The organism is Microvirga arsenatis (genome assembly GCF_009910705.1).
Taxonomy (GTDB): domain Bacteria; phylum Pseudomonadota; class Alphaproteobacteria; order Rhizobiales; family Beijerinckiaceae; genus Microvirga; species Microvirga arsenatis.
In genome coordinates, this window is record NZ_JAAAXJ010000004.1 from 460,543 (window position 1) to 467,416 (window position 6,874).

The 6,874-nt window shown below is 68.9% G+C and carries 7 protein-coding genes; 4 read left to right on the plus strand and 3 right to left on the minus strand.

Annotated elements, in window-relative coordinates; all coding sequences use genetic code 11:
• Window positions 1-75 precede the first annotated feature (75 nt).
• The 3 genes from tesB to GR303_RS11090 all read left to right on the plus strand — a co-directional run bounded on the left by tesB (window position 76) and on the right by GR303_RS11090 (window position 2,865).
• The gene (gene tesB, locus GR303_RS11080; RefSeq protein WP_161721884.1) at window positions 76-936 is read left to right on the plus strand and encodes an acyl-CoA thioesterase II; all 861 of its coding nucleotides are present in this window, start codon (window positions 76-78) and stop codon (window positions 934-936) included.
• 207 nt (window positions 937-1,143) lie between these two features.
• On the plus strand, window positions 1,144-1,482 hold the full coding sequence (locus GR303_RS11085) for a P-II family nitrogen regulator (protein ID WP_161721883.1): 339 nt from the start codon (window positions 1,144-1,146) through the stop codon (window positions 1,480-1,482).
• A 36-nt stretch (window positions 1,483-1,518) separates the two neighbouring features.
• Window positions 1,519-2,865, plus strand: a complete 1,347-nt coding sequence (locus GR303_RS11090) for an ammonium transporter (protein ID WP_161721882.1) — start codon at window positions 1,519-1,521, stop codon at window positions 2,863-2,865.
• A 373-nt stretch (window positions 2,866-3,238) separates the two neighbouring features.
• On the opposite strand, the gene GR303_RS11095 is transcribed toward GR303_RS11090, so the two are convergent.
• The 3 genes from GR303_RS11095 to GR303_RS11105 are packed head-to-tail and all read right to left on the minus strand — an operon-like array spanning window position 3,239 to window position 5,214.
• Window positions 3,239-3,838: an SCO family protein gene (locus GR303_RS11095; protein WP_161721881.1), complete on the minus strand. Its 600-nt coding sequence runs from the start codon at window positions 3,836-3,838 to the stop codon at window positions 3,239-3,241.
• A 16-nt stretch (window positions 3,839-3,854) separates the two neighbouring features.
• Window positions 3,855-4,793 (minus strand): DUF1775 domain-containing protein, encoded by a 939-nt coding sequence (locus tag GR303_RS11100; RefSeq protein ID WP_161721880.1) that lies wholly within the window; start codon window positions 4,791-4,793, stop codon window positions 3,855-3,857.
• Between the two features lie 40 nt (window positions 4,794-4,833).
• Complete coding sequence (locus tag GR303_RS11105; RefSeq protein WP_161721879.1) at window positions 4,834-5,214, minus strand: hypothetical protein; 381 nt, start codon at window positions 5,212-5,214, stop codon at window positions 4,834-4,836.
• 294 nt (window positions 5,215-5,508) lie between these two features.
• Here GR303_RS11105 and GR303_RS11110 point away from each other — a divergent pair.
• On the plus strand, window positions 5,509-6,874 hold a 1,366-nt coding region (locus GR303_RS11110), incomplete at its 3' end, for a DNA translocase FtsK 4TM domain-containing protein (RefSeq protein WP_201751993.1).

Sequence of the window (6,874 nt, forward strand, 5' to 3'; positions counted from 1 at the left end):
GACCAGCGTCAAGCTTGACGTGCCGCAGCCGCTCCCCGATGGATGACCTTTCGTGATCACAGGATTTCGAGACCCATGTCCCGCGCCGTCACCGACCTTCTCTCAATCCTCGACCTCGAGCAGCTCGAGGTGAACCTGTTCCGCGGCCAGAGCCCGAAGAGCGGCTGGCAGCGGGTGTTCGGCGGGCAGGTGATCGGCCAGGCGCTGGTGGCCGCGACCCGCACGGTGGAGGGGCGCCATCCCCATTCGCTCCACTGCTATTTCATGCTGCCCGGCGATCCCAAGGTTCCGATCATCTACGAGGTGGACCGCATCCGCGACGGCAAGAGCTTCACCACCCGCCGGGTGCTGGCGATCCAGCACGGCCAGGCGATCTTCGCCATGTCGGCCTCCTTCCACGTGGAGGAGGACGGGTTCGCGCACCAGGCCGAGATGCCCAAGGTGCCCGGCCCCGACGAGCTGCCGAGCGAGGAGGAGGTGAAGGGCGGCCTGATCCTCAAGATGCCGGAGCCCATGCGCACCTATTACGAGCGCGAGCGGCCGCTGGAGATCCGGCCCGTCGAGATCAACCGCTACCTGTCCCGCGAGCCGGGCGAGCCGCGCTTCCACGTGTGGATCAAGACCACTGGCCGCCTGCCGGACGATCCGGCGATCCACCAATGCGTGCTGGCCTATGCCTCCGACATGACGCTGCTGGACACCTCGCTCATCCCGCACGGCCGGACCGTCTTCGAGCCCGAGATCCAGCCGGCGAGCCTCGACCATGCCATGTGGTTCCACCGTCCCTTCCGGGCCGACGAATGGCTGCTCTACGCCCAGGACACCCCCAGCGCCGGCGGCGCCCGCGGCCTCTCCCGCGGCCTCATCTTCCGGCAGGACGGCACCCTGATCGCGTCGGTGGCTCAGGAAGGTCTGATCCGCGAGCGCCGGCGCTGAGCGCACCTGCCCAATAATTCATCATCCGAGCCATTTTCTGGCCGATCCTCTGCTGCCTCTTTTCGAGGCAGCGTTCTCCTGCCATGGCCGGCAAGGCTTGGCACGATCCTTGCATAAAGACCCCCGACACCCGCGCCTGGAGCCGGGTTCACATTGGACATCGTTGCCTGAATGTCTCGGGCGAACGCCAAAAAGGGGGCCAGACCCATGAAGATTGTGATGGCGGTCATCAAGCCGTTCAAGCTGGAGGAGGTGCGCGACGCGCTGACCACCCTCGGCGTGCACGGCCTCACCGTGACCGAGGTGAAGGGATACGGGCGGCAGAAGGGCCATACCGAGATCTACCGCGGCGCCGAATATGCCGTGAGCTTCCTGCCGAAGCTGAAGATCGAGGTGGCCGTTGCGAGCGAGCAGGTCGCCCAGGTGATCGACGCGATCACCGGGGCCGCGCGCACGGGCCAGATCGGCGACGGCAAGATCTTCGTCACCGCGCTCGAGAAAGCGGTCCGCATCCGCACGGGCGAGACCGATTCCGACGCCCTTTAATCCTCTTTTTTGCTGATTTTTCCGAGGTTCGATCCGATGACGTTCCGTCCTCTTCTCCTGCCGGCGCTCGGTGCGCTGGGTTTAAGTCTCGCTGCCCTCCATCCCGCCCTGGCGCAGGATGCCGCCGCCGCGGCTCCCACTGTCAACAAGGGCGACACCGCCTGGATGCTGGTGTCCACCATTCTCGTGATCCTGATGACGATCCCGGGGCTCGCGCTCTTCTACGGCGGCCTCGTGCGCACCAAGAACATGCTCTCGGTGCTCATGCAGGTCTTCGCGGTGTTCTCCCTCGTGGCCATCCTGTGGGTCACCTACGGCTATTCGGTTGCCTTCACCTCCGGCGGCGAGGGAACGCTCGGCGCCATCGTCGGCGGCTTCTCGAAGGCGTTTCTCGCCGGCGTGACCACGGATTCCACCGCCGACACCTTCACCAAGGGCGTCGCGATTCCGGAATTCACCTTCATCGCGTTCCAGCTCACCTTCGCAGCGATCACGCCGGCCCTGATCGTGGGCGCCTTCGCCGAGCGCATCAAGTTCTCGGCGGTGATGCTGTTCACGGGCCTGTGGGTGACCTTCGTGTATCTCCCCATCGCCCACATGGTGTGGTTCTCGGAGGGCTATCTCTTCGGCCTCGGGGCGCTGGACTTCGCCGGCGGCACCGTGGTTCACATCAACTCGGGCGTGGCCGGTCTCATCGGCGCCCTGCTCGTCGGCAAGCGCATCGGCTATGGCCGCGACCTGATGGCGCCGCACTCGCTGACGCTGACCTTCGTCGGCGCCTGCATGCTGTGGGTCGGCTGGTTCGGCTTCAACGCCGGCTCCAACCTGGAAGCCACGGGCGGCGCCGCGCTCGCGCTCCTCAACACCATCGTGGCGCCGGCCGCCGCCGGCCTCGCCTGGATGACGGTCGAGGCTCTGGCCAAGGGCAAGGCCTCGCTGCTCGGCATCGCCTCGGGCGCGGTCGCAGGCCTCGTCGCCATCACGCCGGCCGCCGGCCTTGCCGGTCCCATGGGCTCCATCGTGCTCGGGCTCGTTGCCGGCGCGGTCTGCTACTACGCGGTGACGGGCGTGAAGAACGCGCTGGGCTACGACGATGCGCTCGACGTGTTCGGCATCCACGGCGTGGGCGGCATTCTCGGCGCCATCGGCACCGGCATCGTGGCGGCTCCGTCGCTCGGCGGCTACGGCGTCGGCGAATACTCCATCGGCGGCCAGGTGGTGACGCAGATCATCGCCGTGGTGGTGACGCTGGTCTGGACCGGCATCGGCTCCGTGGTGCTCTACAAGATCACCGACGCCATCGTCGGCCTGCGCGTCACGCACGACCAGGAACGCGAAGGCCTCGACCTCGCCGACCACGGCGAGCGCGCCTACAACTACTGACGAACAGCCTTTCAGAGGCCCGAACGGAAAAGCCCCGGTCACACGCCGGGGCTTTTCTTATGTTTTTTCGAACAGCGCCATCCCGGACGGAGCGCAGCGAAGATCCGGGATGGCGTGCAGGATAGAGCGCATGTTTCCCTCCCCCTTGCGGGGAGTGGTTAGGGGTGGGGGTGGTCCGACCGGGTGACGTGTTCAATAGAACTTGCGCTGTAGCAGTCTTTCGGCTCTCTGAGTAAAGCACACCGCTCTGATTTTCCGACCCCCACCCGGCCGCTCCGCGGCACACCCTCCCCTCAAGGGGGAGGGAAGATCGCGCCACACTCGTCTTGCGATCCCGGCTTCTGCTGCGAAGCCCCGGGATGACGCTGACCGATTACCCGTTCTTCACGAGCTGCCGCAGCTTCGCGCGCCGCGTCTCCTCCGGCTCCTGGAAGTTGGACGTGCCGTAGAACTCGCCCTTGCCGTCCATCAGGAACAGGGTCGCCGAGTGGTCCATGGTGTAGCCGCCGTCCGTCGGCACCTTGCGGTAGTAGATCTTGTAGGCCTTCGCGGCCGCCGCGATCTCCTCCTCCGTGCCGGTGAGGCCGACGATGCGCGGATCGAAGGAGGCGAGATACGTCTTCATCAGCTCCGGCGTGTCGCGGGCGGGATCGACCGTGATGAACGCGGCCTGCAGCTTCTCGGCGTCCTTGCCCAGGGCCGCGAAATCCTGCGTCAGGTCGTAGAGGGTCGTCGGGCAGACCTCCGGGCAATGGGTGAAGCCGAAGAACACCACGAAGGGCCTGCCCTTCAGGTTCTCTTCCGTGAACGGCCTGCCCTCGTGGCTGGTCAGCCGGAACGGGCCGCCGATGGGCACCTTGCCGGCTCCCTGCTGCGGACCGGACGGGAAGAGAACCAGCCCCGCCGTCACCACGAGCACCAGAAGCCCCGCGGCGAAGACGAGGAGGGGGACGAGAAGGCGTTTCAGGTTCATCGCTCGTCCTCCGGCATCAGTGCTTGTGCTCGGCGGGAGCTGCCCCGCCCATGCCGCGCACCGTGTATTCCACCGCGACGGCGCCGGCCTTTTCGAAGGTGAGCGTGCCCTTGACCGTCTGGCCTTCCTTCAGCGGCTCCCTCAGGTCCATGAACATGAGGTGGTACCCGCCCGGCTTCAGCTCCACCGTGGCGCCGGGCCTGATCTCGAGCCCGCCCTCCACCGGCTTCATGCGCATGACGTCGCCTTCGAGCTTCATCTCGTGCACCTCGACCTTCGAGGCCAGCGGGAACGAGCCGCCGGTGAGGCGGTCGGGCGCGGGGCCGGTATTGGTGATGCGCAGGTATCCGCCGGCCACCCTGGCGCCGCCCGGGGTGGCGCGCGACCAGGGCTGCTCGAGGGTCAGGGACCCCGTCTTCACCGGAATCGGCGCAGCGCCGGCGGCGGCCACCACCTTCACCCCGGGCGCGGGCGATTTCAGGCCGTGCGGGTTCTCGCCCGCGGCGGGCACCTGGGTCCACTCCTCCACGGCGCCGTCGCATTCCTGCACCACGGGGAAATACACCGTGGCGCCGGGCTGGTAGGCATCGGTGAAGCGGGCCTGGAACACGAACTCGTCGTAATGGGCGTCGTCGAGGGAGCCCGACCAGACGATGTCGGTAACGCCCTCGGACACCGCCTCGCCATGGACCTGGTAGGCGCGCACATAGGCGCCCCTGGCGGTCTCGAGCTTCCAGCCGGGCTTGGGCATGGGTTTGACGGCGACGATGCCTTCCGGAATCCGGACGCGCACCTTGAGCGTCGGCTTGCCGTCGCAGCCGTGCGGGATGCGCAGGACCGCCTTGTAGGTGGAATCGGGCGTGGTCTGCGCATGCTCGAACGTGACATGCGCGAGGGCGGGCGAGGAAACGGCGACGAGGGCGGCGGCCAGCGCGCCGAGGCGGGACGAAGTCATGGGATGTCCTTGCAGAAATCTGGGAATCGAAGGTCGGCGATCAGCCGAGGCGCGGCGGCGCGCGCGATCCCAGGGGCAGGACGGTGGAGGTGAGGGTGAGCCGGGGCGACGGCGCGGGCCGGTTGCCCGCAAGGGCCTCAGGCTCCCAGCGCGCCGGCACGGCGACCGACGGCGCCGGACCCGCGGCTGCCGAGCCGTGGCAGCTCACGGTGCAGCAGAGCGTGTCGTGAGCCTTCGCGGGGGCGTGATCGGGGGCGAAGGAGCCGTCCTGGAGGCAGATGATCCCCTGCGGCTGCGCGGCGGCGGCCGCATGGAACGCGCCGCTGACGGACAGCAGCAGGGCCTGCAGGACGAAGGCATAGGCCATCACGGCCGCGATGGCGGCGCGTGTCCAACCCTGCGTGGAGGCCCTGCGTCTCATGGCCGGGACACTGGTCTTTTGGCGTTCGGACGTCAACCGCGCAAAAGGCCACCGGATGAACTTCCCTCCCCTTGCGGGGAGGGATCGAGGGTGGGGGTCGCAAAGTCGGAGCGCAGCACCCGACACGGGCCTGCGACACGCCCTGCCCCTCCCCGCAAGGGGGAGGGAAAAGGCTCCTGCGGAAAACTGCGATCACTGCCTGCCCGATGCCCTTACGGTTAAAGGACCCTTAACCCGCCGCCGCTAGGATCCAGGGCAATAGTGTCTCGTCCCATCGTTTTTCAGAGTGGTTTGATGCGCGCGGCCCGCCGTTCTTCTTCCGCCTATGATGGCCTTTTCAGCGCCTTCCGGGCCTTTCTCGCCCGCCGGGCGCAGGAGCTGACGGGCCTGTGCCTGATCGCCGCCGCCGGCGCGGTGGCGGTGGCGCTCGGCACCTGGTCGGTGGACGATCCGAGCCTGAACAACGCCACCGATCTGCCCGTCCGCAACCTGCTCGGCTGGCCCGGCGCCATCGTGGCCGACCTGCTCATGCAGCTCCTCGGGCTCGGCGCCATCGCGGCGGTGATGCCGATGGCCCTGTGGGGCTGGCGGCTCATGAAGGCGGGAGAGCTCGGCCGCCTGCAGCTGCGCTTCGCCCTGTGGGTGATCGGCGCAGGCGCCGCCACCGCGCTCGCAAGCGCCCTGCCCCCGACCCAGAGCTGGCCGCTGCCCACGGGGCTCGGCGGCGTGGTGGGCGATGCGATCCTGGCCGGCGCCAAGGCGGTCACGGGCCTGTCCAGCGGCCCGGCCAGCGCCATCCTCGGCTTCGTCTTCGCCGCCGTCGCCATCCTGAGCCTTACCGCCGCCTGCGGCCTGAGCGCCACGGAGGAGCGCCATCGCGAGGATCCGGAGGAGATCGAGGACCCCGTCCCCGTCCGGCGCCGCCGGATTCAGGACTGGGACGAGGCGGAGGAGATCGGCCGCGACGAGCCCGGCTGGGGCATCGTGTCCCTGGGCGCCCTGGCCCACGGCGTCATGAGCCTGCGCGCCAGCCTCCGCCGCTGGAAGGAGGGCCGTCACGCCGGCCTCGCCGAGGACCTCGACGGCGAGCCCGTGCCGCCCAGGCGCTCCGCCCGCCCGCCGGGCGTCCGCCGGGAGCCCGTTCTCGACGGCGCCCCGGCCCGCCGGAAGCCCGCGCCGGCCGCCATGCCCCTGCACGACGAGGACGACGCGCCCTGGGACGAGGACGACGAGGCGCCCGCTCCCCTGCGCCCGGCCCCCCGGCCGGAGCCTTCCGCCCCCCGCGTCGGCCCCGCGCCCGCGGCGCCCAAGCCCGGCAAGCGCATGGCCCGGGAGGCGCAGCCCTCCCTGCTGGACCAGGAGAACTACCAGCTGCCCCAGCTCAACCTGCTCGCCGAGCCCAAGCGCCCCGCAGGGCCCACGATCTCGGCCGATGCCCTGGAGCAGAACGCTTCCCTGCTGGAGAGCACCCTGGAGGATTTCGGCGTGCGCGGCGCCATCACCAAGGTCAATCCCGGTCCTGTTGTGACGTTGTATGAGCTTGAGCCTGCGCCTGGGACGAAGTCGTCGCGGGTGATCTCCCTGGCGGACGACATCGCAAGGTCGATGAGCGCGGTGTCGGCCCGCGTGGCGGTGGTGCAGGGCCGCAACGCCATCGGCA

Coding starts and splice junctions, on each gene's coding strand:
- tesB (WP_161721884.1), top strand. CDS start 76: ATGTCCCGCGCCGTCACCGACCTTCTCTCAATCCTCGACCTCGAGCAG.
- GR303_RS11085 (WP_161721883.1), top strand. CDS start 1,144: ATGAAGATTGTGATGGCGGTCATCAAGCCGTTCAAGCTGGAGGAGGTG.
- GR303_RS11090 (WP_161721882.1), top strand. CDS start 1,519: ATGACGTTCCGTCCTCTTCTCCTGCCGGCGCTCGGTGCGCTGGGTTTA.
- GR303_RS11095 (WP_161721881.1), bottom strand. CDS start 3,838: ATGAACCTGAAACGCCTTCTCGTCCCCCTCCTCGTCTTCGCCGCGGGG.
- GR303_RS11100 (WP_161721880.1), bottom strand. CDS start 4,793: ATGACTTCGTCCCGCCTCGGCGCGCTGGCCGCCGCCCTCGTCGCCGTT.
- GR303_RS11105 (WP_161721879.1), bottom strand. CDS start 5,214: ATGAGACGCAGGGCCTCCACGCAGGGTTGGACACGCGCCGCCATCGCG.